26 protein-coding genes and 1 tRNA gene are annotated in these 26,944 nt (G+C 69.5%); 19 read left to right on the top strand and 8 right to left on the bottom strand.

All coding sequences use genetic code 11. From position 1 onward, the window contains the following. Window positions 1-2: 2 nt before the first annotated feature. Complete coding sequence (locus KOL93_RS13400) at window positions 3-2,192, bottom strand: RNA degradosome polyphosphate kinase (RefSeq protein WP_221585893.1); 2,190 nt, start codon at window positions 2,190-2,192, stop codon at window positions 3-5. Between the two features lie 66 nt (window positions 2,193-2,258). Then, a complete protein-coding gene (locus KOL93_RS13395) occupies window positions 2,259-2,987 on the bottom strand; it encodes a winged helix-turn-helix domain-containing protein (RefSeq protein ID WP_221585892.1) in 729 nt (242 codons plus the stop codon). 168 nt (window positions 2,988-3,155) lie between these two features. On the opposite strand from KOL93_RS13395, the gene KOL93_RS13390 reads away from it, so the two are divergent. The 5 genes from KOL93_RS13390 to KOL93_RS13375 all read left to right on the top strand — a co-directional run bounded on the left by KOL93_RS13390 (window position 3,156) and on the right by KOL93_RS13375 (window position 6,611). Continuing rightward, complete coding sequence (locus KOL93_RS13390; protein ID WP_221585891.1) at window positions 3,156-3,500, top strand: hypothetical protein; 345 nt, start codon at window positions 3,156-3,158, stop codon at window positions 3,498-3,500. Between the two features lie 38 nt (window positions 3,501-3,538). Continuing rightward, the gene (locus tag KOL93_RS16255) at window positions 3,539-3,673 is read left to right on the top strand and encodes a hypothetical protein (protein WP_260406564.1); all 135 of its coding nucleotides are present in this window, start codon (window positions 3,539-3,541) and stop codon (window positions 3,671-3,673) included. Window positions 3,674-3,755: 82 nt separating this feature from the next. Beyond that, window positions 3,756-4,361, top strand: coding sequence for a nitrobindin family protein (locus KOL93_RS13385; protein WP_221585890.1), 606 nt, complete (start codon window positions 3,756-3,758; stop codon window positions 4,359-4,361). Then, entirely contained in the window at window positions 4,361-5,470 is a 1,110-nt protein-coding gene (ygfZ, locus tag KOL93_RS13380; RefSeq protein WP_221585889.1) for a CAF17-like 4Fe-4S cluster assembly/insertion protein YgfZ, read from the top strand. The genes KOL93_RS13385 and ygfZ overlap by 1 nt, the downstream gene beginning before the upstream one ends. Window positions 5,471-5,504: 34 nt before the next feature. Then, window positions 5,505-6,611 carry an FUSC family protein gene (locus KOL93_RS13375; protein ID WP_221585888.1) on the top strand — a complete coding sequence of 369 codons (1,107 nt, stop codon included), beginning with the start codon at window positions 5,505-5,507 and terminating at the stop codon, window positions 6,609-6,611. A 27-nt stretch (window positions 6,612-6,638) separates the two neighbouring features. Here the strand turns inward: KOL93_RS13375 and KOL93_RS13370 are convergent, their stop codons facing one another. After that, on the bottom strand, window positions 6,639-8,285 hold the full coding sequence (locus KOL93_RS13370) for a helix-turn-helix domain-containing protein (RefSeq protein ID WP_221585887.1): 1,647 nt from the start codon (window positions 8,283-8,285) through the stop codon (window positions 6,639-6,641). A gap of 140 nt (window positions 8,286-8,425) precedes the next feature. On the opposite strand from KOL93_RS13370, the gene KOL93_RS13365 reads away from it, so the two are divergent. The 3 genes from KOL93_RS13365 (at window position 8,426) to KOL93_RS13355 (ending at window position 11,777) form a co-directional block, all read left to right on the top strand. Beyond that, window positions 8,426-9,532 (top strand): alcohol dehydrogenase catalytic domain-containing protein, encoded by a 1,107-nt coding sequence (locus KOL93_RS13365; RefSeq protein ID WP_221585886.1) that lies wholly within the window; start codon window positions 8,426-8,428, stop codon window positions 9,530-9,532. A gap of 62 nt (window positions 9,533-9,594) precedes the next feature. Next, complete coding sequence (locus KOL93_RS13360; protein ID WP_221585885.1) at window positions 9,595-10,971, top strand: hypothetical protein; 1,377 nt, start codon at window positions 9,595-9,597, stop codon at window positions 10,969-10,971. 62 nt (window positions 10,972-11,033) lie between these two features. Beyond that, window positions 11,034-11,777, top strand: a complete 744-nt coding sequence (locus KOL93_RS13355; protein ID WP_221585884.1) for a phosphoglyceromutase — start codon at window positions 11,034-11,036, stop codon at window positions 11,775-11,777. Between the two features lie 63 nt (window positions 11,778-11,840). Here KOL93_RS13355 and phoU read toward each other — a convergent pair whose 3' ends face one another. Next, on the bottom strand, window positions 11,841-12,515 hold the full coding sequence (gene phoU, locus KOL93_RS13350) for a phosphate signaling complex protein PhoU (RefSeq protein WP_221585883.1): 675 nt from the start codon (window positions 12,513-12,515) through the stop codon (window positions 11,841-11,843). A 194-nt stretch (window positions 12,516-12,709) separates the two neighbouring features. Between phoU and KOL93_RS13345 the strand changes: the two genes are divergently transcribed. Next, a complete protein-coding gene (locus tag KOL93_RS13345; RefSeq protein ID WP_221585882.1) occupies window positions 12,710-13,903 on the top strand; it encodes a sensor histidine kinase in 1,194 nt (397 codons plus the stop codon). Then, window positions 13,900-14,583, top strand: a complete 684-nt coding sequence (locus tag KOL93_RS13340) for a response regulator transcription factor (RefSeq protein ID WP_221585881.1) — start codon at window positions 13,900-13,902, stop codon at window positions 14,581-14,583. The genes KOL93_RS13345 and KOL93_RS13340 overlap by 4 nt, the downstream gene beginning before the upstream one ends. A 73-nt stretch (window positions 14,584-14,656) precedes the next feature. On the opposite strand, the gene KOL93_RS13335 is transcribed toward KOL93_RS13340, so the two are convergent. Then, window positions 14,657-15,181, bottom strand: a complete 525-nt coding sequence (locus KOL93_RS13335; RefSeq protein WP_221585880.1) for a DNA modification methylase — start codon at window positions 15,179-15,181, stop codon at window positions 14,657-14,659. 174 nt (window positions 15,182-15,355) lie between these two features. Between KOL93_RS13335 and KOL93_RS13330 the strand changes: the two genes are divergently transcribed. The 4 genes from KOL93_RS13330 (at window position 15,356) to rlmB (ending at window position 19,482) form a co-directional block, all read left to right on the top strand. After that, the gene (locus tag KOL93_RS13330; RefSeq protein ID WP_221585879.1) at window positions 15,356-15,841 is read left to right on the top strand and encodes a CarD family transcriptional regulator; all 486 of its coding nucleotides are present in this window, start codon (window positions 15,356-15,358) and stop codon (window positions 15,839-15,841) included. A gap of 61 nt (window positions 15,842-15,902) precedes the next feature. After that, window positions 15,903-17,123: a 2-C-methyl-D-erythritol 4-phosphate cytidylyltransferase gene (gene ispD, locus KOL93_RS13325; RefSeq protein ID WP_221585878.1), complete on the top strand. Its 1,221-nt coding sequence runs from the start codon at window positions 15,903-15,905 to the stop codon at window positions 17,121-17,123. Between the two features lie 9 nt (window positions 17,124-17,132). Beyond that, entirely contained in the window at window positions 17,133-18,515 is a 1,383-nt protein-coding gene (gene cysS, locus KOL93_RS13320; protein WP_221585877.1) for a cysteine--tRNA ligase, read from the top strand. Then, window positions 18,508-19,482 carry a 23S rRNA (guanosine(2251)-2'-O)-methyltransferase RlmB gene (gene rlmB, locus KOL93_RS13315; protein WP_221585876.1) on the top strand — a complete coding sequence of 325 codons (975 nt, stop codon included), beginning with the start codon at window positions 18,508-18,510 and terminating at the stop codon, window positions 19,480-19,482. The genes cysS and rlmB overlap by 8 nt, the downstream gene beginning before the upstream one ends. Before the next feature lie 60 nt (window positions 19,483-19,542). Here the strand turns inward: rlmB and KOL93_RS13310 are convergent, their stop codons facing one another. Further along, window positions 19,543-20,646 carry an ABC transporter ATP-binding protein gene (locus KOL93_RS13310; protein ID WP_221585875.1) on the bottom strand — a complete coding sequence of 368 codons (1,104 nt, stop codon included), beginning with the start codon at window positions 20,644-20,646 and terminating at the stop codon, window positions 19,543-19,545. Between the two features lie 315 nt (window positions 20,647-20,961). Here KOL93_RS13310 and KOL93_RS13305 point away from each other — a divergent pair, with 315 nt between their 5' ends. Next, on the top strand, window positions 20,962-21,783 hold the full coding sequence (locus tag KOL93_RS13305) for a DsbA family protein (protein WP_221585874.1): 822 nt from the start codon (window positions 20,962-20,964) through the stop codon (window positions 21,781-21,783). Window positions 21,784-21,809: 26 nt separating this feature from the next. After that, window positions 21,810-21,882 (top strand) — tRNA-Thr (locus KOL93_RS13300). Window positions 21,883-21,943: 61 nt separating this feature from the next. Here the strand turns inward: KOL93_RS13300 and KOL93_RS13295 are convergent. Continuing rightward, the gene (locus KOL93_RS13295) at window positions 21,944-22,726 is read right to left on the bottom strand and encodes an anti-sigma factor (protein ID WP_221585873.1); all 783 of its coding nucleotides are present in this window, start codon (window positions 22,724-22,726) and stop codon (window positions 21,944-21,946) included. Further along, the gene (gene sigK, locus KOL93_RS13290) at window positions 22,723-23,322 is read right to left on the bottom strand and encodes an ECF RNA polymerase sigma factor SigK (RefSeq protein WP_221585872.1); all 600 of its coding nucleotides are present in this window, start codon (window positions 23,320-23,322) and stop codon (window positions 22,723-22,725) included. Before sigK ends, KOL93_RS13295 begins: the two co-directional genes overlap by 4 nt. Window positions 23,323-23,606: 284 nt before the next feature. Between sigK and KOL93_RS13285 the strand changes: the two genes are divergently transcribed. The 3 genes from KOL93_RS13285 to KOL93_RS13275 all read left to right on the top strand — a co-directional run bounded on the left by KOL93_RS13285 (window position 23,607) and on the right by KOL93_RS13275 (window position 26,939). Next, window positions 23,607-24,293, top strand: a complete 687-nt coding sequence (locus KOL93_RS13285; RefSeq protein ID WP_221585871.1) for a fasciclin domain-containing protein — start codon at window positions 23,607-23,609, stop codon at window positions 24,291-24,293. Between the two features lie 172 nt (window positions 24,294-24,465). Beyond that, window positions 24,466-26,196: a nitrite/sulfite reductase gene (locus tag KOL93_RS13280; RefSeq protein WP_221585870.1), complete on the top strand. Its 1,731-nt coding sequence runs from the start codon at window positions 24,466-24,468 to the stop codon at window positions 26,194-26,196. Beyond that, window positions 26,193-26,939, top strand: coding sequence for a phosphoadenylyl-sulfate reductase (locus tag KOL93_RS13275; protein WP_221585869.1), 747 nt, complete (start codon window positions 26,193-26,195; stop codon window positions 26,937-26,939). The genes KOL93_RS13280 and KOL93_RS13275 overlap by 4 nt, the downstream gene beginning before the upstream one ends. Window positions 26,940-26,944 lie beyond the last annotated feature (5 nt).

Genomic DNA, 26,944 nt, shown 5'->3' with positions numbered 1-26,944 from the left:
CGTCACCCCCGCGCCCGGCGCGCGCGGCGGCGCCGCTGGATGAGGGTCATCGTGCGGTCCTGGACATCGAGGAGGGGAGTGCCGTCGTCGTCGAGATGGCGTCGCGTCCAGGTGCCGCTCTCGCCGAGGTGCCAGGTCGCCGAGCCGTCGTCCATCGCGAGATCGAAGAACGCCGTCAGGTCCGTGATGTGCTGCGTGTTCGTCACCTGCACGAGCGCCTCGACGCGGCGGTCGAGGTTGCGATGCATCATGTCGGCGCTGCCGATGAACAGCTCGGGGGATCCGTCGTTCTCGAACGCGAAGACGCGCGCGTGCTCGAGGTATCGGCCCAGCACGCTGCGTACGCGGATGTTGTCGCTCACCCCCGGCAGGTCGACGCGGAGGCTGCAGATCCCGCGCACCCAGACATCGACCTTCACGCCCGCCATGGAGGCGCGGTAGAGCGCGTCGATGATCTCCTCGTCGACCATGGAGTTGACCTTGATGCGCACCTGCGCGGCTTTTCCGGCGGCCGCGTGGCGGCGTTCGCGATCGATGAGCTTGAGAAGCCCCTTGCGCAGATGCAGGGGCGCGGTCAGAAGGCGCGAGAACTTCTTCTCGATCGCGTAGCCGCTGAGCTCGTTGAAGAGGCGCGTGACGTCGCGGCCCACGACCGGATCGCACGTGAACAGGCCGACGTCTTCGTAGATCCGGCTCGTCTTGGGGTTGTAGTTGCCGGTGCCGACGTGCGTGTAGTGCCGCAGCTGGCCGTTCTCCTCGCGTACGACGGACGCGATCTTGCAGTGGGTCTTGAGGCCGACGAGGCCGTACACGACGTGCACGCCCGATTTCTCGAGGATTCTCGCCCACTCGATGTTGTTGGCCTCGTCGAAGCGCGCCTTCACCTCGACGAGCGCGAGCACCTGCTTACCGCTCTCGGCGGCGTCGATGAGCGCCTGCACGATGGGGCTGTCGCCCGACGTGCGGTACAGCGTCTGCTTGATCGCGAGCACCTGCGGATCCCGTGCGGCCTGTTCGAGGAACGCCTGCACGCTCGTCGTGAACGACTCGTAGGGGTGGTGCACGACGACATCGCCCTTGCGGATGGCCTGGAAGACGTCGGCTTTGGCGTGCTTCGAGTCGCTGTCGGCGGGCTGGAACGCGAGCGGTGTGACGGGGACGTGCTTGGCGTAGCGAAGCTCGGGGCGGTCGATTCTGCCGAGCTGGAACAGCGCGCGCAGGTCGAGGGGCGTGGGCAGCCGGTAGACCTCCTGCTCCGAGACGTCGAGCTCGTCCAGCAGGAGCCCGAGCGTGACCTCGTCCATGTCCTCGGTGATCTCGAGCCGGATCGGCGGGCCGAACCGGCGTCGCAGCAGCTCGGACTCCAGCGCCTGGATGAGGTTCTCCGACTCGTCCTCCTCGATCACCATGTCCTCGTTGCGCGTGAGGCGGAACGTGTGGTGCTGGAGGATCTCCATCCCGGGGAAGACCTCGCCGAGATTCTCGGCGATGAGCTCCTCCAGGGGCAGATAGCGCACGCGATCGCTCGACGGATCCTCCTCGGCGATCCGGACGACGCGCGGAAGCATGGGCGGCACCTTGATGCGTGCGAACTCCTCGCGCCCTGTCCGCGAGTGGCGGATCCGCACGGCCAGGTTGAGCGACAGCCCCGAGATGTACGGGAAGGGGTGCGCCGGATCCACGGCCAGCGGCATGAGGACAGGGAAGACCTGCTGCTGGAAGTACTCGTAGAGCCCCGCGCGCTCGAGCTCGGTGAGTTCGTCCCACGAGACGATCTCGATGCCCTCGTCGGCGAGCGCGGGGCGGAGGCTGTCGTTCCATGCCGCGGCGTGGCGCTCCTGCAGGGCGTGCGCTTCGCGGGCGATGTGCTCGAGCACCTTCTGCGGCGCCGTGCCGATGTTGTTCGGCACCGCGAGGCCGGTCACGATGCGGCGCTTGAGGCCGGCGACGCGCACCATGAAGAACTCGTCGAGGTTGCTCGCGAAGATCGCGAGGAAGTTGGCCCGTTCGAGGAGCGGCACGAGCGGATCCTCGGCGAGCTCGAGCACGCGCTGATTGAACGCGAGCCAGCTGAGTTCGCGGTCGAGGAAGCGGTGGTCGGGCAGATCGGACTCGTCGACCTCGATCAGCTCGTCGAAGTCATCGTCTTCTGAGTCGCCGAGTCCGGCGTCGACGATCGTGGTGTCGCTCATGGGTCCCATCCTGGCACCGTCGGGAGACGCGCAGGTGAACGGGTCCGAGACGGCTCGACCGCGCCGTCAGGAGTTCTGCGTCGCCTGACGTGTCGACGCCGGCCCGGTGCGGGAGCGCGACGAGGGCGCCTGCTCGTCCTCGTGGACGTTGAAGCGATAGCCGACGTTGCGCACGGTGCCGATGAGCTGGTCGAGGTCGCCGAGCTTCGCACGCAGACGACGCACGTGCACGTCCACCGTGCGCGTGCCGCCGAAGTAGTCGTAGCCCCACACCTCGCTCAGCAGCTGCTCGCGTGTGAACACGCGGGAGGGGTGCGTGGCGAAGAAGTGGAGGAGCTGGAACTCCTTGTAGGTGAGGTCGAGCGGCTTGCCGTGGACCTTGGCCGAGTAGGAGGACTCGTCGATCGAGATGCCCGAGGTCTGGATGCGCGTGGATTGCGGCTCCAGCTCCTGGCGACCGATGACGAGGCGGATGCGGGCGTCGACCTCGGCAGGACCTGCGCCGACGAGGATGACGTCGTCGACGCCCCACTCGGGCGAGACGGCCGTGAGGCCGCCCTCGGTGATGACGAGGATGAGCGGCGCGTCGAGCCCGGTCGTGTTGAGGATCCGGCAGAGCGACTTCGCGCTCACGAGGTCGCCGCGGGCGTCGACGAAGATGACGTCCGCCGCCGGTGCGTTGACGAGCTGAGCGGGCTCGGCGGGGATCTGCCGCACCCGGTGGCTGAGCAGTTCGAGCGCGGGGACGACGGGGCCGGGATCGGTCGAGGAGCTGAGAACGAGCAGTTGAGCCACGAGTACTTCCTTTCGGGCCGGCCGGGGGTCCGGGCCCTGCGGTGCCCCCCATGATAGGGGAAGTCTGAATGGCGGCTGAACGCGAACCGGCCCCCAGGAGGAGGCCGCGTCGGGCAGAATGGAGCGTGGTCTCGCGTCACGCGGGGCGGACGCCAGGGGAGGGGCCGCATGACGAACGCCGCAGGAACGCCGAAGCGCGCCGGAAGCGGGATCTACGCGCGCATCGCCGCCAGCCAGGGCCTCCTTCTGCCGTGGGGCGTCGCGTTCGTGCTCGCCATCCTCGTCGCGGTCTTCGCGCCGATCTCGCTGCAGTGGGACTGGTACGCCGCCGCGGCGGGCATCTGCCTGATCGTGACGTTCATCGTGCAGCTCATCATCGGACGCTCGGACGGATTCCTCCTGCGCACGGCCACGGCGTCGCTCGGGTGCGTCCTGCTCCTCGGAATCGTGTCGCTCATCGAGTCCCTGCTCGGCGCGGTCGCGACCGGCCTGCAAATGTTTCCCGCAGCGTGACGATGTTCTCGGTCTTGGCGACGCGCTAAGGTGTGAGCATGCTCGAATTCCTCGCCGACGTCGACGTGTTCGCCCTCGAGATGTTCTTCGTGGGGCTTCTCGGTCTCGCGAGCCTCGCGATCGCCTTCGTGTCGGGCTCCGTGCTCGTCCACCTCTTCCGCGGACAGAAGTAGCGCTTCCCCTCCGCGCCGCCGCACGGCGGCGCTTCGCCGTGCCCGCCCTCGGTGGCCGCAAGGCGGATACGCTGGGATCACCATGATCGAGATCCCCACAGACATCCCCGCCGACCTCGTCCCCCTCTCATGGCTTGTCGGCGTGTGGGAGGGCACCGGCGTCATCGACTACCACGTCGGCGACACGCACTACGCGGGTGAGTTCACCCATCGCGTGAGCTTCAGCCATGATGGCGGGCCCTTCCTCAACTACTCGGCATCAGCGACGCTCCTCGCCGACGGCGACCGTCCCGCTCAGCGTCTCGTCTCCGAGTCCGGCTTCTGGCGCCTCGCGCGCGCGGCCGGTGACGCGGAGCCGGGGCCCGGACTGCTCCCGGCGCTCGCGTCGGCTGCGGAGCGCACGGCGGAAGACGTCGAGGCACTCCGGACGACGGACGGCGGCTTCCCTCTCGAGGTCGTGATCTCGCACTCCGACGGCGTGCAGGAGCTCTACATCGGCGAGGTCGATGGGCCCCGCATCGACCTCGGCACCGACGCGGTCGTGCGCACCGCGAGTGCGAAGCACTACGGCGCCGCGACGCGCCTCTACGGCCTCGTCGAGGGCCACCTCCTCTGGGCATGGGACATCGCGGCGCTCGGCTCCGAGCTCGCGTCGCACGCGTCCGCGCGACTCGCGAAGGTCGACTGATGACGGATCCGTTCCTCTCCCGCCCTGGCGTCGTCGCCGACGACGATGGCCTGCTCCTGCATGCGGGCGCACCCTCCATCGAGCAGCGCCGTCTCGAAGCGGGCGAGGCGATCGCGCCGCGCGCCGACCGCGCCGTCGTCGCCGTCTCGGGCGACGACCGCCGCACGTGGCTCGACTCGATCACGTCGCAGTCGGTCAGTGCGATCCAGCCGGGAGAGAGCAGCGAGCTCCTCGTGCTCGATCCGCAGGGACGCGTCGAACACGCCGCATCCGTCCTCGACGACGGCTCCACGATGTGGCTGCTCGTCGACCGCGGTGATGCGCAGCCCCTGACGAAGTGGCTCACGATGATGCGCTTCCGCGCCCAGGTCGAGATCGCTCAGCGCGATGACCTGCGCGTGGTCGGCGTGATGCGCGGCGGCGCCGCGTTCGACCAGGTTGTGCCGGCGGCGGTGCACACGGGCGAGGTCCCGCTGGTGTGGACGGATCCCTGGGCTGCTGTGACCGCGGGAGGCTGGCAGTACGCGCAGGCAGAGGAGCACCCCGGCGCTCGCTTCCTCTGGGCCGAGGCGCTCGTCGACGACGAGGGCGCGCAGGCGCTCGCCGAGGTGCCGGTCACGGGCGCCCTGGCGATCGACGCGCTGCGCATCGCCGCATGGCGTCCGCGCTGGCAGAACGAGGTCGACGAGCGGTCGATTCCGCACGAGTCCGACTGGCTCCGCACGGCCGTCCACCTGTCGAAGGGCTGCTACCGCGGTCAGGAGACGGTCGCGAAGGTGCACAATCTCGGCCACCCCCCGCGCCGACTCGTGATGCTGCACCTCGACGGATCCGAGAGCGTGCTGCCGGAGCGCGGCGACGTGGTCTTCGACGGCGAGACCGAGGCGGGGCGGATCACCTCGGCCGCGCGCCACCACGAGCTCGGTCCGATCGCGCTCGCGATCGTCGGGCGCCGCACCCCGCCGGAGGCCGACCTCGCGGTCGACCACGACGGCACGCGCATTCCGGCGTCGCAGGAGGTCATCGTTCCGGGCGACGCGGGGCGCACCGCCGAGGTCCCGCGTCTGACGCGTCTGTCGCGGCGCGCGCAGGCCGCGCCTCCCGCCTGATCCACTCGCTCCCTGCGCGCAGTAGTCTCGGCACGTGTCCGAATCCGATCCGCTGACCGAGGTCCTTCCGGCGAGGTGGCACTCCGGGTATCGCCCGCGAGTGGGGCTCCTGCGCCTGCGCGAGTCGTGGGCCGCGATCGCGCAGATCGTGATCGCGGCATCGGCGGCGTACGGAATCGCGCACGTGCTGATCGGGCATACGACGCCGCTGCTGGCCGTCACGGTGACGATCTCGAGCCTGGGGCTCCTGCGAGACGCTCGTCCGTCGAAGGTCATCCAGACGGTCGCAGGGATGCTGACGGGCATCGCGATCTCCGAGATCGCGCTGCTGTTTCTGCGGCCGGGCTGGTGGGAGCTCGCGGTCGTCCTCACCCTCACCCTCGTGATCGCCCGCTTCATATCGCCCTCTCCGGGCTTCCCGATCTCGGCGGCGATCCAGTCGGCGATCGCGTTCATGCTCCCGCTCGGGACCTTCACGGGGATGCGGATCCTCGACGGCGCCGTGGGCGGGATCATGGCGCTCCTCGTGACCGCGCTGCTCCCGCGCAACCCGATGCGGGCGATCCTGCGCGATGCGCACATCGCGTTCGCCGACGCCGACCGCGCGATGTCCCGCGTCGCGCAGGGGCTGCGCCGCGGCGATCGTCTGCGCGCCGAGCGGGGCCTGCAGAAGGCGCGGGAGCTGCAGACGCCGCTCGGCGTGTGGGCGACGTCGCTCGAGTCGGGGCGCGCCATCTCGCAGGTCTCGCCGTTCCTGCGGGCGCGCCGGCAGCAGCTCGCGCGGCTGGTGAGGATCCAGGAGGCGATGGATCTCGCCACGCGCAATCTGCGGGTCGTCGCGCGCCGCGCTCACTATGCCGTCGAAGACGGGATCGAGCGGCCCGCCCTCGCCGACCTCATCGGGGATGTGCAGCGAGCGACGGCACTCGTCGCCGAGTGTCTCGAAGATCCCTCGTGCGAGCAGGATGCGCAGGACGCGCTGTGCGCGATCGCGCGGCGACTGGATCCCGCTGAGCTGCTGCCGCGTGCGCAGCTCGGCGACCAGAACGTCGTCGTGTCGCTCCGCCCCATGGTCGTCGACCTGCTCGTCGCGGCGGGGGAGGCCCGATCCGACGCGGCGCACGAGCTGCCGCGAGTGTGACCGCGCGCGCCGGGGAGTGACCCCGCGTCAGGCTGTCGCGTCGATCACACGCAGCGCGAGGTGCATCTCGAGCCGGCGCGGCGACGCATCCCAGTCGTCGCCCAGCAGGGCGGAGATGCGGTCGAGGCGCTGGCGGACGGTGTTGCGATGCAGGTGCAGCAGACGCGCGACCCGCGCCACGCTGCCGTCGCTCTCGAGGAAGACGAAGGCCGTGCGCGTGAGCGCAGTGCCGTGGGCGCGGTCGTAGTCGCGCAGCGGCTCGACTCCCGCGGTGAGGCTCGCGGGCATCTCGCCGCGACGGGCGAGGTCGAGCAGGGCGCCGAGCATCCCCAGCTCGGCGGAGTCCATCACCCCGGTGCGGCCCAGCGTGATGAGCGATCCGTGGGCGAGCTGCGCCCGGCTGTGGGCGTCAGCGAGCCGGGAGACATCGTCCACGGGGCCGGCGACGCCGGCCGTCAGCGCCCACCCGCGCGCGGTGAAGAGAGACTGCAGAAGCTCCTGCCAGTCCGCATCGGGGGTCACGAGACAGACGTGGTCGTCGTGTGACGCCATCATCACGGAGCGCGTCCCGAGAGCGCGGATCGCCTCGACCCGTCGATGACGCTCCGCGGCGGGCACGTCGAGCACGACGACCCACAGCGGCTCCTGCGGCTCGATTCCCCATCGCCTCAGCCAGCGCTCGAGGTGCTCGTGCGGGGCATCGGGGCGCGCGATGAGATCTCCGAGCACCTCGGTCTGGAGGCGGAGGTCGGCGTCGGCCTGCGCCCGTGTGAAGAGGATCGCGAGCGACGCGTGCGCGGCGATGCGCTCGAGCAGCGCGCGTTCGGGCATCGTCAGCACGCCGTGGGCGAGGAGGGAGCCGAGGCGCTCGCCGCGGGTGCGCACGGGAACAGACGACGTCTCCGCTGTGCTCGCGACGTCGCCGGTCGCGGCGAGGACGTTCTCCTCGCGACCGCGGAGCACCAGGTCGTACGGGACGGCCGTGCGACCGACCGCGAGGATCCGGTCGAGGTCGGGGGCGATCGTGACGACGTCGATGAGTCGGTCGTCGAGCTCGAGCATCGCCCCGATCATGTCGAGCTGCTCGGCGCGCTGCTCCTTCTCGCGCTGCAGGTCGTCGGCGAGGCGCGCCAGCTCCGCGAACCGCATCGAGTTGTCGAGCGCGACCGCGGCGTGACGACCGATCGAGTCGACGTCGGAGATCTCCTCCGGCGTGAACGCCCTCGGCGAGCGCTCCGCCACGACCAGGGCGCCGAGCGCGCGACCGCCGACCGTGAGCGGCACGCCCATGATCGCGCGCACGCCCTCGGCCCGCACGACGTCGTCGATGCCATCGATGTGATGGATCGACGGATCCGCCAGGTAGTCGCTCGTCTGGTACGGCGCGACACCGCGAGCGATCTGCCCGAGCACGCCCGTGCCGAGCGGCTGCCGAAGTGTGCGGTAGCCGGGCGTCGTGACGCCGTCGCTCTGCCGGATGTACGTCTCGCCGCGGTCGTGGTCGGTCAGGCTGAGGTAGGCCATGTCGGTGCCGAGGAACGCGCGCGTGCGGCGCACGATCGCCTGCAGGACGTCCTCGACGTCGTGCAGCGCCGCGATGTCGGTCGCCGTGTCGAGCAGTGTCTGGAGCAGCTCCTCGCGCGGCCGTCCCGCGGATCCGCGCATGTCATTCATGCACATCATCTTGTTCCATTCATGGGCAGGCGTCCATCTCGCCGGGTGCATCGGCCCGCTACTGGCACGAGGTCAGCAGGAACGCCGCGGGCCGCGATGGGGCAACCGCATCGACGGCTCGTTCCCTCAGAAGGAGCCGTATGCGCATCACCGGAGCCGTGCTCGAGGAGATCGGGCGGCCGTCGCCCTACTCGGAGTCGCAGCCGATCACGATCGGAGAGCTCGAGCTGGGCGACGTCGGCCCCACCGAGGTGCGCGTGCGGATCGAGGCCGCGGGGATCTGCCATTCCGACCTGTCGGTCGTCGACGGAAATCGCGTGCGCCCGGTCCCCATGCTCCTCGGCCACGAGGCCGCGGGCATCGTGGAGGAGATCGGATCCCGGGTGACGGATCTCGACGTCGGCTCCCGCGTGACGATGGCCTTTCTGCCGCGCTGCGAGGACTGCGACGGGTGCCGCACGGGCGGCAGGCTTCCCTGCGAGAAGGGGACGGCCGCGAACAGCGCCGGAACCCTGCTGAGCGGATCCCGGCTGCTGTCGCGCGGCGGCGAGGAGGTCTTCCACCACCTCGGCGTCTCGGGATTCGCGACGCACGCCGTCGTCGATCGCGCGTCGGTTGTCGCGGTCGGCGACGACGTCCCGCCGGAGATCGCGGCCGTGCTGGGCTGCGCCGTGCTCACGGGCGGCGGCGCCCTCCTCAACGCCGTCCGCCGCGAGCAGGGCGAATCCGTCATGATCGTCGGCCTCGGCGGCGTGGGCGTCTCGGCCCTCATCTCGGCCGTGGCGGAGGGGGCGGGGCCCGTGATCGCCGTCGACGCGCTCCCCGAGAAGCTCGAGCTCGCGCGGCGGCTCGGCGCCGACGCGGCGCACACCCCGGCGGAGGTGGCAGAACGGGGGATCGGGGCCGATCACGCCCTCGAATGCGCCGGTCACCCGAAGGCGTTCGAGACGGCCTTCCGTGCGACGCGCCCCGGCGGCCGCACCGTGACGGTGGGACTTCCGAACCCGCAGGCCGTGAGCGAGATCTCGCCGCTGACGGTCACGAGCGAGGCGCGCACGATCATCGGCAGCTACCTCGGATCCGCCATCCCGGCACGCGACATCCCCCGATTCATCGAGTGGTGGCGAGAGGGCCGGCTCCCCGTGGAGAAGCTGATCAGCCGCACGATCCGCCTCGACGAGATCAACGACGCCATGGACGAGCTGGCGGAGGGCCGCGCCGTCCGCCAGGTGATCGTCTTCGACTGACATCGCACCCCACAGCACGCACACCGGGCGGCAGCGCCGCCGTCCCTGACAGGAAGACACCCATGTCACGCACCTATCTGAAGCCATGGAAGGCGGGGCCCTTCGAGGTCCGCCTGCCGTTCGCGCACTACCGATTCGAGTGGCGCGACTACTCGCAGGGCCTGGTGATGTGCGCCGTCGATCTCGGCGCGATCCCGCTCATGCAGGAGCTGCTCGGCATGCCCTTCGAGGCGGCCCTGGCGATCGTGGTCCTCAACGGCCTGCTGTATCTGCTGCACCACATGCTGGGCGACCCGGTGATCCCCGGGTGGATCACCCCGGCCATCCCGCTGCTGACGCTCTATCTCAACGAGTTCCCGGTCGAGCAGAGAGTGCACGCGCTCATCTCGTTCCAGCTCATGCTCGGCGTCTTCTCGATCGTGATGGGCGCGACGGGGCTCGCCGCGAAGGTCGTGCACATCATCCCCAACGCGCTGCGCGCCGGGATCGTGCTGGGCGCCGGCTTCGCCGCGGTGCAGGGCGTGTTCGCCGCCGGCGGGCGCTTCGACACGTTCCCCTGGACGATCTCGATCGCCGTCGGCATCGCGTTCTTCCTCATGTACTCGAACGCCTTCAAGCGCCTGCAGACGCGCAGCCGCTTCGCTGACTTCCTCGGCAGCCTCGGCATCCTGCCCGCGATCCTCGTGGCGGTCTTCGTCGCGCCGCTGTTCGGAGAGGCGCCGTGGCCCACGATCGAGTGGGGCATCTCGACGCCCGACTTCGTCACGATGTTCACGGAGTACACGGTGTTCGGCGTGGGCCTGCCCCCGCTGATGATGTTCCTCACAGCGATCCCCACGGTGCTCGCGGCCTACATCGTCGTCTTCGGCGACGTGATCCAGGCCAAGGCCGTGCTCAGCGAGGCAGACGCCTTCCGCCCCGACGAGAAGGTGGTGTACAACCCGAACCGCGCCCACCTCATCTTCGGCGGACGAAACCTCCTGATGAGCATCTTCGGACCGGACAATGCGATGTGCGGCCCCCTCTGGGCGGCCATGCACGTCACGACGACCGAGCGCTACAAGAAGGGCCCGAAGTACATGCAGTCGATCTACGGCGGTGCCGGCTGGTTCCGCTGGGGGACGAACACGGGGCTGTTCCTCCTGCCGATCGTGTCGCTGCTCGAGCCGATCCTCGGCGTCGCTCTGGCGCTCACGCTGCTCATCCAGGGCTTCGTGTCGATCCGCGTCGGCATCATGCAGGCCGCCAGCAGGATCGATCTCGGCGTCGCCGGCATCACCGGCGCGATCCTCGCCGTGAAGGGGGCGGCGTGGGGCTTCGGAGCGGGGATCCTGCTGTGCGTGCTCATCTACACGGTCGACCTGTTCAAGAACGAGTCGGATGGCGTGTTCGCCGACCAGCCCGCGACCGTGGACGAGCACGACGACGATCGCGCGTGAGCGGGCTTTCCGCGGAGCGCGGGACGTCGGCATCCGGCGTGCTCCTCAGTAGCATGGAGGGCATGACGCACACCCTGATCCTGCTCCGCCACGGGCAGAGCACCTGGAACGAGAAGAATCTGTTCACCGGATGGGTCGACGTGCGGCTCACCGAGAAGGGGCGAGGCGAGGCACAGCGCGGAGGCGAGCTCCTGAAGGAGCAGGGCGTGCTTCCCGACGTCCTGCACACATCGCTCCTGAGCCGCGCCATCCAGACCGCGAACATCGCGCTCGACGCCGCCGACCGCCTCTGGCTCCCGACGAAGCGCTCGTGGCGCCTCAACGAGCGGCACTACGGCGCGCTGCAGGGCAAGGACAAGGCCGAGACGCTCGAGACCTACGGCGAAGAGAAGTTCATGGAGTGGCGTCGCTCCTTCGACGTGCCGCCGCCCGAGATCGACGCCGACGACGAATTCGCGCAGACGGACGACCCGCGCTACATCGGCATCGACGGCGAGCTGCCGGCGACCGAGTCGCTCAAGCTGGTCATCGACCGCATGCTGCCGTACTGGGAGGGCGAGATCGTCCCGGATCTCCAGGCCGGCAAGACGGTCCTGGTCGCCGCGCACGGCAACTCGCTGCGGGGTCTCGTGAAGCACCTCGACGGCATCAGTGACGACGACATCGCCGGACTGAATATTCCGACGGGCATTCCGCTCGTCTACGAGCTGAACGACGACATGACGCCGGCCGGCCCCGGTCGGTACCTCGACCCCGAGGCGGCGGCGGCGGGAGCCGCCGCGGTCGCGTCGCAGGGCAAGAAGTAACGACGCACGACGAAGCGCCCTGCGGATCCTCGACGGGATCCGCAGGGCGCTTTCTCCTGCGCCTCAGCTGCCGGAGGCCGCCTTGGCTTCTTCTTCGCCGGCCCAGTCGCCCGTGGCGAGGTAGATGACCTTCTTCGCGACCGACACCGCGTGGTCGGCGAAGCGCTCGTGGTAGCGGCTGGCGAGCGTCGCATCGATCGCGGCGGGGATCTCGCCGGAGAACGAGTCGCCGAGCACGCGCTCGTAGACGGAGGCGTGCAGCTCGTCGATGTCGTCGTCGGTGTCGCGGATCTTCGTCGCGTAGGTGAGGTCCTGCGTGCGCAGCAGCTGCGACAGCGTCTTCGCCACCTCGACGTCGAGCTCTCCCATGCGCACGAAGGTGCTCTTCAGGCCCTTCGGGATGGCGCGCTCCGGGTAGCGCGAGCGGACGAGCTGCGCGATGTGCTCAGCGAGGTCGCCCATGCGCTCGAGCGATGCGCTGACGCGAAGCGCCGCGACGATGACACGGAGGTCGTGTGCGACCGGCTGCTGCATGGCGAGCGTCTCGATCGCGATCTCGTCGGTCGAGATCACGAGGGCGTCGATCGTGTCGTCATTCGCGATCACCTCCTCGGCGAGGGCGACGTCTCCGGTGGCAAAGGCCTTCGTGGCCTTCTCGATCGCCTCCGTCACGAGCTCGGAGATCTCGGCGAGTCGGTTCTGGATGTCTTCGAGGGTGTCGTGGAACACTTCCCGCATCGTGGAAGCCTTTCGGGTCGTGGTGATTCCTGCGCCGTGCTGGGCGGCTCCGCCCAGCGTCGCGCATGGTGAGGGCGATGAGGTCGAGTGAAGGTGAACGAACGGTGTCACCCTCGTGAACACTCGTTTGCCCGCCCCTGTTCTGCTGTGGTTCCGGTGCACACCGGGGTGTGCGAAGACTTTACCCTGTAGTCATGCCCGCAGCTCTGCTCGCCCTCCTCGTGGGGGTGCTCATCGGCAGTGGCGTGACTCTCGTCATCTTCGCCGCGCTGCGGGCTCGTTCGCGCGCCGAGGCCGAGGCTCACCCTCACCTCCCCGAGGCCGTGACCGCGATGCTCGACGTGCTCGAGGATGCCGCGATCATCACCGATCCCTCCGGCACCGTCATCGCGGCGTCGCCCTCGTCGACCTGGGTCGGATCGGTCGTGGGCGAGCGCCTCGAGCAGGAGGAGCTGCGAGCGCTCATGAAGGAGGCGCGCCACGCGGGCCTCTCCGAGTCGCAGACGCTCCGGATCCGCGTCGGCCGACTGTCCCGAGAAGGGCGCCTCGTCGTGGCCAGGGCCGCGCAGGTGGGGCAGGGGTTCATCCTCGTGTCGGTGCGCGATATCTCGGAGCAGGAGCGGCTGCAGCAGATGCGGCAGGACTTCATCCAGAACACGAGCCACGAGCTCAAGACCCCGGTCGGCGCGATTGCGCTGCTCGCCGAGGCCCTCGAGATGGCGGCCGACGACCCCGAGCAGGTGCGCCGCTTCTCCGAGCGCATGTCGGCGGAGGCCGATCGCCTCGGGCAGCTCACGGGCCGCATCATGAACCTCTCCCGCCTGCAGGCCGCCGACGAGCTCATCGAGGTCGGCAGCGTCGCGATCGACGAGGTCATCCAGTCGGCCGTCGACGCGCACCAGGTCACGGCGACGGGGGCCGAGGTCGAGCTGGTGACCGGAGGCGATCGCGGGCTCTTCGTGCACGGCGACGGCCGCGTGCTCATCGAGGCCGTCAGCAACCTCGTTTCGAACGCGATCGCGTACTCGCCCCAGGGGTCCCGCGTCGGCGTCGGCGTGCGTGCGATCGACGGCGCCGTCGAGATCGCCGTCACCGACCAGGGGATCGGCATCGGCGAGGAGGATCAGAAGCGCATCTTCGAGCGCTTCTACCGGGCCGACCAGGCTCGCTCGCGCCGCACGGGCGGGACGGGCCTCGGCCTCTCGATCGTCAAGCATGCGATCCAGCGCCACGGCGGCGAGGTCCGCCTGTGGTCGCGCGAGGGCCAGGGCTCCACCTTCACCATCCGACTTCCGCTCGCGGATCCGCCCCCGGATCCCACGAGCGGAAAGCGTCTCAAGAAGCACTCGCAGAGGACGCCTGCGCAACGAAAGGAAGAGACCGCATGACGCGTGTTCTGCTCGTGGAAGACGAACCCGATCTCGCCGACCCGCTCGCCTATCTCCTGCAGCGCGAGGGCTACGACGTCGAGATCGCCGACGACGGCGAGAAGGGGCTGCATGCGTACCGCGACCACGGTGCCGACGTCATCCTCCTGGATCTCATGCTCCCCGGGATCCCGGGAACCGAGGTCTGCCGCCAGATCCGCACCACGTCGTCCGTGCCGATTGTGATGCTCACTGCGAAGGACAGCGAGGTGGACATCGTCGTGGGGCTCGAGCTCGGGGCGGACGACTACGTCACGAAGCCCTACTCATCGCGCGAACTCCTCGCCCGCATGCGCGCCGTGCTGCGGCGTTCGGCGGCGGCGGAGGAGGACCTCGAGGAGCACGTGCTCGAGGGCGGTCGCGTGACGCTCGACATCGACCGCCACACGGTCGCGGTCGACGGCGCGCAGATCAACATGCCGCTGAAGGAGTTCGAGCTGCTGGAGCTGCTCATGCGCAACACGGGTCGCGTGCTCACGCGCGGCCAGCTCATCGACCGGGTCTGGGGCTCCGACTACTTCGGCGACACCAAGACGCTCGACGTGCATATCAAGCGCATCCGCTCGCGCATCGAGGAGACGCCGTCGAAGCCCGTGATGCTCGTCACGGTGCGCGGCCTGGGCTACCGCTTCGAGGGCTGACGCCGCTCGGATACGAGAATCCCCCGGGGCCGCTGGCGGCTCCCGGGGGATTCGTCGTACGAGAGTCGGAGCCTCAGTGCGCCTCGACCTCGGAGTGGGGTTCGCAGGACTCTCTGGTGTCGGCGGCCGTCTCGTTCGGGGCCAGCGTCGCGTACTCCGTGAGGCAGTTGTTGAGCACCGGGATCTCGATCTCGGTGCCCTCCCCGTCGCCGGACTGCAGGTACATGCTGAGCGTCTCGCCGGGCATCGTGTCGAGGCCGGAGATGAGGATCGGGTCGGCCTCGCCGCCGAGGCTCATCGTCTCGCCGGGGGCGACTGTGACGGTCGCGTTGCCCGACTCCCAGTCGAGGCTGAGGCGCGTGGGCTGGTCGCCGTCGTTGACGAGCGCGGCGATGAAGTTGCCGTCCGCGCCGTCGGAGTCGGCCACGATGAACGCGTTGCGCACTGCGAGGTCGGAGCCCTCGGCGTCGGGGACGTTGACGCCGTCAGACGGCGTGTACTCGAAGGTCGTCGCCTGCGGGGTGATGCCGGCGCAGCCGGTGGCCGTCAGGAGCACGATGCCGCCAAGGGCGAGGGACGCGATGGTGCGCGATGTCACGGATCCTCCAGGTGGTGCGGGCGCCGCCCAGCTGCGGGCGTGCTCCCCATCTTAGAGGGTGCGGATGGGTGCTCCCCGGTGCGCTCTGAGACCACTGATCCGCGCGCGGGGCGCCGATCTTAGCGCATATTCTCCTGTGGTAAACTCGGTAAGGCCGGGAAGGACGTAATCCATATGCTTTTTGAGGTTGGCGAGACTGTCGTCTACCCCCACCACGGGGCAGCAACCATTACCGAAGTCAAGACTCGAGTCATCAAGGGCGAGGAGAAGACGTACCTCAAGCTCAACGTCACGCAGGGCGATCTCGTGATCGAGGTTCCCGCAGACAACGTCGACCTGGTCGGCGTCCGCGACGTGATCGGCGAAGACGGCCTCAACGAGGTCTTCGATGTGCTGAAGGCGCCGTTCACGGAAGAGCCGACGAACTGGTCCCGTCGCTACAAGGCGAACCTCGAGAAGCTCGCCTCCGGCGACGTCATCAAGGTGAGCGAGGTCGTGCGCGATCTCTGGCGTCGCGATCAGGATCGCGGGCTGTCCGCGGGCGAGAAGCGCATGCTGGCCAAGGCGCGCCAGGTTCTCGAATCCGAGCTCGCGCTCGCGAAGAAGGTCAGCGAGGAAGAGGCCGCGAAGACGCTCGACGAGGCTCTCACGAGCGCCTGATCTCGAGTTCTCATCGCCCCGCCGCCCGTTATCGGGCGGCGGGGCGATTACGTTTGTGCACGTGAGCTTCATCGGACCGATCCGCACCGCCGTCATCGTCGTCGCCGCCGGCAGCGGCGTCCGCCTGGGCGCGACCGCCCCCAAGGCGTTCGTCGGCATCGACGAGCACTCCGTGCTGCGCCACTGCCTGCGCGGCGTCTTCCGCGCGGATCCGGCGCAGGTCGTCGTCGTGGCCCCCGCCGATCGCGTGGGGGAGGCGCTCACCGAGGCGCATGAGGCCGCCGACGACCGCCGAGATCTCGTGACCGTCGTCGCGGGCGGATCCACTCGCCAGCAGTCCGTCGCGGCGGGCCTCGCGCGGGTCTGGGCCGACGTCGACGTGATCCTCGTCCATGATGCGGCCCGAGCCCTCACACCGGGCGAGGTGCTCGACCGCGTCGTCGCGGCCGTCCGCGCGACGGGCCACGGCATCGTGCCGACCCTGCCGGTCGTCGACACCATCAAGCGCGTCGACGGCGACGTCATCACGGGCGTCGTCGACCGCGCAGAACTTGCGGCGGCGCAGACGCCCCAGGGGTTCCGCCGGGATGTCCTCGTCGCGGCCTACGAGCGCGCGACGCAGGAGTTCACTGACGACGCGGCCCTCGTCGCCGACGCCGGGCACCAGATCGACCGAGTCGACGGCTCGTCGCTCGCCTTCAAGATCACGACGCCGACCGACCTCGAACGCGCCCGCGACCTCGTCGCATCCGACCCGGTTCCGCGCGTGACGCGCCCCGCCGAACCCGCGCTGCCGCGCGTCGGCATCGGAACCGACGTCCACGCGTTCGGCGGCGACGGTCGCCTCTGGCTCGCCGGGCTGGAATGGCCGGGGGAGCCGGCACTCTCGGGGCACTCGGACGGCGACGCGGTCGGGCACGCGATCGTCGACGCGCTCCTGAACGCGGCGGGTCTCGGCGACATCGGCACGCATTTCGGCACCTCACGGCCCGAGTTCGCGGGCGCGCATGCGAAGGCGTTCCTGGCGGAGACGGCACGGATCCTCGCAGAGGGCGGCTGGCGCATCGGAAACGTCTCGGTGCAGGTGCAGTCGCAGCGACCGAAGTTCGCGCCGCGGCGCGAAGAGGCCGAGGCGGCCCTGTCGCAGGCGCTGGGAGGTGCTCCCGTCTCGGTGTCGGCGACGACGACAGACGGGCTCGGATTCACGGGTCGCGCCGAGGGGGTGCAGGCGTTCGCCGTCGCCCTCGTCGTCCCCACGTCACCGCCCGCACCCGCCGACTAGGCTGGAGCCGTGACACTCAGGCTGTACGACACGCGCGCGCAGGCGCTTCGCGACTTCACTCCGCTCGACGAAGCGAACGTCACGATGTATGTCTGCGGTCCGACCGTGCAGTCGGGGCCGCACGTGGGGCACCTGCGCGGAGCGCTCGCGTTCGATCTCCTGCGGCGATGGCTTGCGCACCGGTTCGGTCGCGTCACCTTCGTGCGCAACGTCACCGACATCGACGACAAGGTCCTGCAGAACGCCTCGGCCGATGAGCCGTGGTGGGCGCTTGCCTATCGCATCGAGCGGGAGTTCTCCGCGGCCTACGATGCGGTCGGCAATCTGCCGCCCACGTACGAGCCGCGTGCGACGGCATCGATCGCGCAGATGCAGGAGCTCATCGAGAGTCTGATCGAGCGGGGCCACGCCTACGCCGCCGGCGGCGACGTCTACTTTGATGTGCGCTCCTGGAGCGAGTACGGCTCCCTCACGCGTCAGGCGCTCGACGCGATGGAGAGCGACGACGAGGCGGATCCGCGCGGCAAGCGGGATCCGCACGACTTCGCGCTCTGGAAGGCGGCGAAGGCCGACGAGCCGGCGAGCGCCGTCTGGCAGTCGCCGTGGGGGGCCGGTCGCCCGGGGTGGCACATCGAGTGCTCGGCCATGTCACGTCGCTACCTCGGCGGCGAGTTCGACATCCACGGCGGCGGGCTCGACCTGCGCTTCCCGCATCACGAGAACGAGCTCGCGCAGTCGGCTGCGGCCGGTGATCCCTATGCGCGCTACTGGGTGCACAACGGGCTCGTCACGGTCGACGGGCAGAAGATGTCGAAGTCGCTCGGAAACGTCACGCTCGCGCACGAGGTCCTCGCCCGGCGGTCGCCGCGCGTCGTGCGCTACGCGCTCGCCGCGGCCCACTATCGGTCGAACCTCGACATCTCCGACCGCGCGTTCGACGAGGCGCGGTCGGCCCTCGACCGCATCGACGGCTTCCGCGAGCGGGCCGCCCGCGTCGTGACGGACGCCCGGCCGACCGTCCCCGAGGCGTTCGGCGCCGCGATGGACGACGACCTCGGCATCCCGCAGGCGCTCGCCGTCCTGCACGAGACCGTGCGCGCCGGCAACACCGCACTCGACGCGGCCGACGAGCCCGGCGTGCGCGGCACCCTCTCAGGCGTGTCGGGCATGATGAACGTTCTCGGTCTCGACGCGTTCGCGGACGACTCCGCGGCGACCTCCGCGGCAGACGGGGCGCTCCAGACGATCGTCGACACGCTCATCGCGCAGCGGCAGACGGCGCGCACCGAGAAGGACTGGGCGACAGCCGACCGGATCCGTGATCTCTTCACGACCGCGGGCGTCACCCTCGAAGACACCGCAGATGGAACGGTTTGGAGCATCGATGACTAAGCCAGGACGGCCCGGCGCAGGCGGCAAGGGCAAGAAGGGCATGATGAAGGGCTCGGGCGGCCACGGCCGCAAGAAGCTCTCTGGCCGCGGGCCGACGCCGAAGGCTGAGGATCGCACCTACCACAAGGCGCACAAGCGCAAGCAGCTCGCCGACCGCTCGGCCGCGAAGCACCCCCAGAAGTCGGGTGCGCCGCGTCGCCGACCGAACGACGACAACGAGTACGTCACGGGCCGCAACAGCGTGCTCGAGGCGCTGCGCACGAAGATCCCCGCGACGACGCTCTACATCGCACAGCGCGTCGAGATGGACGATCGCGTCAAGGAGATGCTCTCGATCGCGCACAAGCGCGATCTGCCGATGCTCGAGGTCACCCGCCCGGAGCTCGACCGCATGGCGGGCTTCGACGGCGTGCACCAGGGTGTCGCGCTCAAGGTGCCGCCGTACGAGTACGCGCACCCGCAGGACATGCTCGAGAAGATCATCGCGACGGGCGAGACGCCCCTCATGGTGGCGCTCGACGGTGTGACGGATCCCCGCAATCTGGGGGCGATCATCCGCTCGACGGCGGCGTTCGGCGGACAGGGCGTCATCATCCCGCAGCGCCGCTCGGCCGCCGTCAACTCGGCGGCGTGGAAGACGAGCGCGGGCGCCGCGGCGCGAATCCCCGTGGCGATGGCGTCGAACCTCACGAGCACGCTCAAAGACCTCAAGAAGCAGGGCGTGTTCGTCCTCGGCCTCGACGGCGGGGGCGAGGTGCAGATGCCCGACATCGAACTCGCGGATCGTCCGCTCGTGCTCGTCATCGGCAGCGAGGGCGACGGGCTGTCGCGTCTCGTGACCGAGACGTGCGACCAGATCGTCTCGATCCCGATCTCGCAGGCGGCGGAGTCGCTCAATGCGGGCATCGCGGCGAGCGTCGCCCTGTACCAGGTCTCGACTCTGCGCGCGGCGGCCGACGCCGACTGACGGACAGCGAAAAGGCGGTCCCCCGAAGAATCGGGGGACCGCCTTTCTGCGTACCGGGCGTCAGTGCGCGGCGACGACCTTGTCGACGAGTCGCTCGCCGGTCTCGGCGTCGAACGCGTGGATGCGTCCGGGCACGGGCGCGAGCTTCACGGTGTCGCCCGCCATCGGGTGCTCGCGGCCGTCGACGCGCGTGACGAGTTCGACGTTCTCGCCGTCGATCTCGGCGTGCCCGTAGAGGTAGCCGTCGGCGCCGAGCTCCTCGACGAGGTCGACCTTGACCGTGAGGCCCGCCTCGCTGTCGGGAACGACATCGAAGTCCTCAGGACGGACGCCGACCGTCAGCTTCGTGCCGTGCGCCTGCGTGATCGCCTGGCGCTCGATCGGCACGACCTTCGTGCCGACCTGGACGCCGCCGTCGACGATGTCGGCGGGGAAGAGGTTCATCGCGGGCGAGCCGATGAAGCCGGCCACGAAGTCGTTCTTCGGAGCCTCGTAGAGATCGCGCGGCGTGCCGACCTGCTGCAGGAGGCCGTCCTTGAGGACCGCGATGCGGTCGCCCATCGTGAGGGCCTCGGTCTGGTCGTGCGTGACGTAGACGGTCGTGACGCCGAGGCGGCGCTGCAGCGACGCGATCTGCGTACGGGTCTGCACGCGGAGCTTCGCGTCGAGGTTGGACAGCGGCTCATCCATGAGGAAGACCTGGGGCTCGCGGACGATCGCGCGTCCCATGGCGACGCGCTGACGCTGTCCACCCGAGAGAGCCTTGGGCTTGCGGTCGAGGTAGGGCTCGAGGTCGAGCAGCTTCGCGGCCTCGAGCACGCGCTTGGCGCGCTCGTCCTTGTTGATTCCGGCGATCTTGAGCGCGAAGCCCATGTTGTCAGCCACCGTCATGTGCGGGTACAGCGCGTAGTTCTGGAAGACCATCGCGATGTCGCGGTCCTTCGGCGGGACGTCGGTGACGTCGCGGTCGCCGATGCGGATCGCGCCGTCGTTGACCTCTTCGAGGCCCGCGAGCATGCGGAGCGAGGTGGACTTTCCGCAACCGGAGGGGCCGACCAGGACGAGGAACTCCCCGTCGCCGACCTCGAGGTTGAGCTTGTCGACCGCGGGGCGGACGCCGCCCGGGTAGACACGGGTGGCGTTGTCGAACGACACAGTGGCCATGACTGCTTCTCCTTCACCGGCAGGTACGTGCCGGACGATCCGTAGTGAATGGAAGCGACACCTCGCGATGCCGCACGCCCTCCATTGGGCGTGTCTGAAGTATGGCATGACGGATAACGCTTTCGCGAGCCTCGATTCCGGACAGCGGCTCCCGGAACGGAGCCGCCGGGTGACGGATCCGGCCCCTGACGTGGGAGTCTGGGCGTCGACGCGGACGATGAGGGGATGCCCTGCCCCCATCTGGTCGGTTCCCAGCGGGTCTCACTATGATCGGCGGGTTGCCGTCCGCATCCCGCGGACAGGAGGGAACAGCTGATGACGACCGATCAGACGCCGGAGACGCCCGAAGAGGCGAACGTGCGCCGCGACGCCGTTCGCGAGAAGGCCAAGAAGGTCAAGACGCGGATCTCCGCGAAGAAGTACGCCCGACGTGCCGTGATCACGATCCTCATCGTCGCCGCCGTCGTCGCCGCTGGCTGGTATGTGTGGACCACCGTCACGCCCGAGGTGGAGCGTCCGCTCGTCACCCCCGACAACATCACGGACGACGACGGCATCGACGTCCTGCAGATGATGCCGGAGGACGAGCGCCCCGAGGCCGTCGACGATCCGATCGCCGTCGACGTGTACGTCGACTACATGTCTCCCGACGCGGGAACGATCGAGGAGACGCTCGCACCGCAGATGTACGAGCTCGTCGACGAGGGCATCATCACGCTCACCTACCACCCGCTGTCGGTGCGGCTGAGCAGCTCGCAGTATTCGGCTCGCGCGGCCGGCGCCGTGATGTGCGTCGTCTCGAACGAGCCGACGTCGTTCCGCGACTTCAACACGACGCTGCTCGTCGAGCAGCCGGAGCCCGAGACCGACGGCTACACCGACGAGGAGCTCGCGAGCATGGCGAGCGACGCAGGCGCCGACGTCGAGAGCTGCATCACGTCGCACGAGTTCACCCCCTGGGTCGCCGAGGCCACCGACCGTGCCGAGATCGACGGCGACGCCGTCATCATCGTCGACGGGCAGCGCTACGAGGGCAGCGTCGACGACCCCGCCGAGTTCAGTCAGTTCATGCTCACCGTCCAGAGCGAGCAGTACTACGGCGAGACGGATTCCGGATCCACGGAGGACTCCGAGTAGTCTGTACTCCGGCCCTTCGGGGCCACGCCGGCATAGCTCAGCTGGTAGAGCACCTGTCTTGTAAACAGGGGGTCGTCAGTTCGAACCTGGCTGCCGGCACCGACACCGCGCCCCGCCTCCCGTTCTCCGGGAGGCGGGGCGCTGTCGTCGACGCAGCGTGTCAGCTGGTCGGGATCGCGAGGATCGGCTCGGTCGTCGGCGCTCCCGTCGGGGATCCACCCGCGGCCTCGACCGTCACCGCGACGACGTCGCCGGGCTCCATCTCACCCTCGAGCAGTGCGACCGTGTCGTCCGCGCCCGGATCGAAGACGCCGGCGGGGACGGGGACGCCGTCGCGCACCAGCCAGAGCTCGAACTGCCGGTCGTCGTCGATCTCGGGCAGATCGCTCGACACGAACACGGCCGATCCGCGCGTCTCGGACCAGTGGAGGGTCGCGGTTCCGCCGTCGGGGAGCGCGGTGTCCGCGGTCTGCGCGTCCGGCGCATCCTCGATGGCCTCGAGTGCCGACACCGCGGGGGGTCGCAGGAGCGACTGCACCGCGGCGAACGCTCCGGCACCCACGGCGACGAGCAGGACGAACGACGCGGCGAGGACGAACCACCGTCGCGATCCTCGGCGCGGGGCGCGCGTGGTGCCGTCGGAGGGGACGTCTCGGGACGGCGACATCGGCTCCGCAGCGGACCCGTCCGGACCGTCCGTGGGCAGCGGTGACGACGCCTCGTCGTCGGCGATACGTGCGAGCAGCTCGCTGCGGAGGCGGGGAGGCGGCTCGACCGGAGCGACGACATCGGACAGACGCGCCACCGTGCTCTCGTCGGCGCGCACCTGCGCGGCGCGCCGGGGATCCTCGGCCACGGCGTCACGGAACGCGCGTTCGTCTTCGGGGCTCAGCGCATGCAGTGCATGGCCTGCGGCGAGCTGTTCGAACTCCCTGTCATTCATGCGTGCACCCCCATCTCCATCCTCAGTCGCGACAATCCGTCGCGCATTCTCGTCTTCACCGTGCCCAGCGGCGCCCGCATGAGCGCCGCGATCTCGGATTGGCTGTATCCGCCGTAGTAGGCGAGGACGATCGCCTCGCGTTGGACCTCGGGAAGCTGCTTGAGGGCATCGACGACGCGTCGTGCGTCGTCCCGCATCTCGATGTCCTCGGCGACGCCGTCGACGTCCACCGCGAGATCTCGGATCCCGACGCGCACGTCACGATCGCTGCTGGCCTGCGAGGCCCGCACACGATCGACCGCGCGACGGTGGGCGATCGTCAGGACCCACGATCGTCCCTGCCCCCTATTCGGAGCGAACCGGCTCGCGGATCGCCAGATCTCGAGAAAGACCTCCTGGAGCACCTCCTCGCTCTGGGCGCGATCGACCAGGACCCGGAGGATCAGGCCGAAGGCGCGCGAGGCGAGCATGTCGTACAGCTCGGTGAACGCGTTCTGATCTCCGTCGGCGACTCGGCTCAGCAGCTCGCCGACGTGATCCGGCGAGCTGCCGTCCTCGCGCACCTCGACGCCGTCGATTCCCATAAGGGCAATCATGCCGCACTCGCTTCTGTCCGCCGCCACGCGCACGTGCCGGCACGGTCTCGACGCCCGTGATCCGTCATCGGAGCGTTCTGGTGGTGATCCGCGTCATCGGACCTCCTCCGTCTCACGCGATGCCACTTGTTCGGTGCGGAGGGCTCTGCGGTTTGCGCCACGGCCGATGAAAAAAATCCTCGATCGGTCCAATCCGCCTTCGGTAGGGCGCCGAATGAGGGATGAGCGCTTGACGGCGCGGCACCGCTCAACTGGGCGCGTGTCCACAATCACAGGAGGACCCCATGCTGCGTAAGAAGCACAAGCTGACCACCGCATTCGCACTTGCGCTCGCCGGGACGTTCGCGTTCACGGCGTGTTCGTCGGGCGACATGTCCGGCGGAGATGACGAGAGCGCGTCGTCTGAGGCGCCGATGACCAGCGAGGCTCCCAGCGAGGAGCCGATGGAGACCGAGACCGAGGCCGAGGCCGACCCGGCCGCGAACCTCGTCGGTCCCGGCTGCGCCGACTACGCCGAGGCCGTTCCCGACGGCGCCGGTTCGATCCAGGGCATGTCGCAGGACCCGGTGGCGGTCGCCGCATCGAACAACCCGATGCTGACCACGCTGGTCTCCGCGGTCTCGGGGGAGCTGAACCCCGACGTCGATCTCGTCGACACGCTCAACGGTGACGAGTTCACGGTCTTCGCCCCCGTCGACGACGCGTTCGCGGCGATCGACGCCGCGACGATCGACACCCTGTCGACCGACTCCGAGCTGCTCACGTCGATCCTGACCTACCACGTCGTGCCGGGTCAGATCGAGCCGGCGGACATCGCCGGCACTCACACGACCGTCGAGGGCAGCGACCTCGAGGTCACCGGCAGCGACGACATGTGGATGGTCAACGAGGCCACCATCGTCTGCGGCGGCGTGCAGACCGCCAACGCGACGGTCTACCTCGTCGACGCGGTGCTGATGCCCGCCGAGTGAGCCTCGTATCCGGGGGATGGGGGTGTGCGCGTTCTCGCGTACACCCCCATTGTGTTGCGCGGACACTCGAGCCGGTTGTGACGCCCTGTGACGCCTCGTGTCGTCACACGGAGCCGCACCCGGCGGACCGTCCCTAGGCTCGCACTACACCGAGAGAGAGACGGGGTGTGGGATGTCGACGGACGAGACCAGCGCGCAGACCGCGACGACGACGCGCGGAGCGCGCACGCGTGCGAAGCGGGGGGCGAGCAAGCCCCTCGGGCAGTGGAAGATCGACGGCACCGAGCCCCTCAACGCGAACGAGCAGTTCAAGCAGGACGACAACGGCCTCAATGTGCGCGAGCGCATCGAGAACGTCTACGCGAAGGGCGGCTTCGCCTCGATCGACCCCACGGATCTGCACGGACGGTTCCGGTGGTGGGGGCTGTATACGCAGCGCAAGCCCGGCATCGACGGCGGCAAGACCGCGACGCTCGAGCCCCACGAGCTCGAGGACGAGTACTTCATGCTTCGCGTGCGCATCGACGGCGGGCAGCTCACGACCGAGCAGCTGCGCGTGATCGGCGAGATCTCGACGGAGTTCGCGCGCGGATCCGCTGACCTCACCGACCGGCAGAACATCCAGCTCCACTGGATCGAGGTCGAGAGCATGCCCGAGATCTGGCGGCGCCTCGAGGCCGTCGGGCTCGGCACGACCGAGGCGTGCGGCGATGTCCCGCGCGTCGTGCTCGGATCTCCGGTGGCGGGGATCGCGGCGGATGAGCTCATCGACCCGACGCCGCAGATCGACGAGATCACCGAGCGCTTCATCGGGGACCCCGATCTCGCGAACCTGCCCCGCAAGTTCAAGACGGCGATCACGGGGCACCCGAGCCAGGACGTCGTGCACGAGATCAACGACGTCTCGTTCGTGGCGATCAACCACCCCGAGCACGGCGTCGGCTACGACGTCTGGGTCGGCGGCGCGCTCTCCACGGTGCCCCGCCTAGGTGAGCGGCTCGGTGCCTGGGCCGCGCCCGACCAGATCTCCGACGTGTGGCACGGCGTCGTGCGCATCTTCCGCGACTACGGGTACCGGCGCCTGCGCAACAAGGCCCGGCTGAAGTTCCTCCTCGCCGACTGGGGCACCGAGAAGTTCCGCGAGGTGCTCGAGACCGAGTACCTCGGCTACGCGCTCGCCGACGGGCCGGCGCCCGTTCGGCCGACCGGCCCCGGCGACCACGTCGGCGTCCACCCGCAGAAGGACGGTCGCTTCTTCATCGGTGCGACCCCCATCGTCGGACGCATCTCCGGCGCCGATCTCACAGCGCTCGCCGATCTGCTCGAGAGCCATGGATCCACGCGCCTGCGCACCACGCCGCACCAGAAGATCGTGATCCTCGACGTCGAGAAGGACCAGATCGAGCCGCTCATCGCAGGCCTCGACGAGCTCGGCCTCAGCGCTCGGCCGAGCCTCATCCGCCGCGGGGCGATCGCCTGCACGGGCATCGAGTACTGCAAGCTCGCGATCGTCGAGACGAAGGAGACGGCCAAGAAGGCCGTGCTCGATCTCGAGGAGCGCTTCGCGGGTTCCGACCTGCCGGCTCCGCTCAGCCTGCACGTCAACGGCTGCCCGAACTCGTGCGCCCGGATCCAGACGGCCGACATCGGTCTCAAGGGGCAGATGATCACGGACGACGACGGCGAGAAGGTGCCGGGCTTCCAGGTGCACCTCGGGGGAGGCCTCGCGTCGCACGACCGCGAGGAGGCGGGCCTCGGCCGTACGGTACGCGGCCTCAAGGTGACGGCCGATGGCATCGCCGACTACGTCGAGCGCGTCTCGCGCCGCTTCGCGGACACGCGCGACGGCGACGAGTCGTTCGCCCAGTGGGCGCACCGCGCTGACGAGGACGCCCTGCGATGACGGTCGCTCTCGCCCCGCGTGCGGCGTCGCGTCGCACGGCCGAGGAGCTCGAGCAGATCGCTCGCGACGCGGTCGTCGAACTCGGGAGCGGGACCGATCATGAGGCCGACGCGCGTACGGCGCTCGACTGGGTCGCGCGCACGTTCGGACTCGGGGCCGTCGCCGTCGCCTCGTCGATGGCGAACACGGTCCTGCCGCACCTCGTGTCGCAGACCCTCCCCGGGGTCGACGTGCTGTTCCTCGACACGGGCTACCACTTCATCGAGACGGTCGCGACGCGCGACGAGGCCCAGCGCCAGCTCGACGTGCGGGTCGTGGACGTCATGCCCGATCTGTCGGTCGCCCAGCAGGACGCCGCCTACGGACGCGATCTCTTCAACCGCAACGCCGAATACTGCTGCGCCATGCGCAAGGTCGAGCCGCTGCGCGACTCGCTGCGCGGCTACGAGGTGTGGATCTCCGGAGTCCGCCGTGAGGAGTCGGCGACGCGCATCGGCGCCCCGCTCGTCACCTTCGACGCGAAGAACGGCCTCGTCAAGGTCAACCCCCTCGTGCAGTGGACGACCGACGAGCTCTACGACTATGCGGCGGAGCACGGTGTGCCGATGAACCTGCTCCTGAGCAACGGCTACCCGTCGATCGGGTGCGAGCCCTGCACCCAGCCCGTCGCAGACGGCGCCGACCCGCGCTCCGGCCGCTGGGCCGGCAGCTCGAAGGTGGAGTGCGGGATCCACGTGATCTGAGCCGG

This window comes from Microbacterium salitolerans, assembly GCF_019720895.1.
Taxonomy (GTDB): Bacteria; Actinomycetota; Actinomycetes; order Actinomycetales; family Microbacteriaceae; genus Microbacterium.
The sequence above is the reverse complement of the archived record's forward strand: the minus strand, read 5'-3'. Positions and strand labels throughout refer to the sequence as shown.